Origin of the sequence: Sphingomonas sp. RB1R13, assembly GCF_036663775.1 — a bacterium.
Taxonomy (GTDB): domain Bacteria; phylum Pseudomonadota; class Alphaproteobacteria; order Sphingomonadales; family Sphingomonadaceae; genus Sphingomicrobium.
On the sequence record NZ_JAXOJM010000050.1, the window covers coordinates 1 to 1,270 of the forward strand.

Sequence of the window (1,270 nt, forward strand, 5' to 3'; positions counted from 1 at the left end):
GTAGCCCCACCCGCGCAGATCATCAGTGCGGTGCCGAGATCGGGCTGCTTCATTACGAGCGCGGCAGGCACGGCGATCATCGCTGCGACCGGCCATATACCGGAGAAACGCCGTGTCTCGGCCGGGGGCATCAGTTCATAGAAGCGCGCCGCGCCCAGCACGATGAACAGCTTCATCAACTCGGACGGCTGAAGGCGGATGAAGCCGACGTCCAGCCATCGCTGGCTTCCCCCCCGCACCGCACCCAGCAGTTCGACCAGTATCAGCGCGACCACCAGCACTAGGTAGCCGGGCATCGCGATCCGCCGCCACAGGTCCAGCGGCAGGCGCGACAGCACCAGCGATCCGCCCAGCAGCACGAAGAAGCGTACGCCCTGCGGCTTCGCCCAGGGGGTCAGCGATCCGCCCGCCGCCGAGTAGAGGACCACCAGCCCAAAACAGCCGATGGCCGTGACCAGCAGGATGACGCGCCACGGCAGTTGCGCGATGGGCTCGGGGATGATGCGGGGGCCGCTCATGGATTGGGGTCGCCTGCGTCTTCGGGATTGGTTTCGCGAGTGGCCATCGCCTCGGCCTGCGCGTCGGAGACGTTGGTCGCGGCCTCGACGGCGGGCGCATCGGTTGCGGCACCCGCATCGGTCTTGGTCGCAGCGGCGGCGGGCTGCGGCGAATGGGCGGCGCGGTAAGCGGCTTCCTCGGCGCGCATCCGGGTGTTGATATCGCCGCCCCAGCTCTGCTCGCCTTCCGCGAGCGACGCCAGTGCGCGGTCGCGGTCGAACAGATAGGTCATGATGTCGCGCCCGATCAAAGGCGCGTCGAGATTGCGCACGGTATGGCCGTTATGCTCCAGCACGACGGCGGCCGCATAACGCGGATTGTCGGCCGGTGCGAAACATACGAGCAGGGCGTGGTCGCGCAGCTTGAAGGGCAATTGCCCGTTCTTGAGCACGCCCATGCGCCGCTCGGCCATGGTGATCCGGCGGACCTGCGCCGTGCCGGTCTTGGCCGCGAGGCTGACGCCGGGGACCAACATCCGCGCCGCGCCGCCAGTGCCGCCCTGGTTGACCACACCGAACATGGCATCGCGCACGATCGCCAGATGCTCGGACGCGACGGGCAGGGCCGGGGCGTCGAGATGGACCTGATGCGAGAGCATGCTGGGCGCCAGGTGCCGCCCCGACGCGAGCCGTGCCGCCATCACCGCCAGCTGGAGCGGATTGGCAAGCACATAGCCCTGTCCGATCGACGCGTTCAGGCCATCGGCTACGGT

The 1,270-nt window shown here is 68.5% G+C and carries 2 protein-coding genes; both read right to left on the reverse strand.

Going from position 1 to position 1,270, the window contains the following annotated elements; genetic code table 11:
* The coding region (locus U1700_RS14735) for an FtsW/RodA/SpoVE family cell cycle protein (protein WP_332753437.1) at positions 1-518 on the reverse strand (518 nt) is incomplete at its 3' end.
* The coding region (locus tag U1700_RS14740; RefSeq protein WP_332753438.1) for a penicillin-binding transpeptidase domain-containing protein at positions 515-1,270 on the reverse strand (756 nt) is incomplete at its 5' end. The genes U1700_RS14735 and U1700_RS14740, both read right to left, overlap by 4 nt.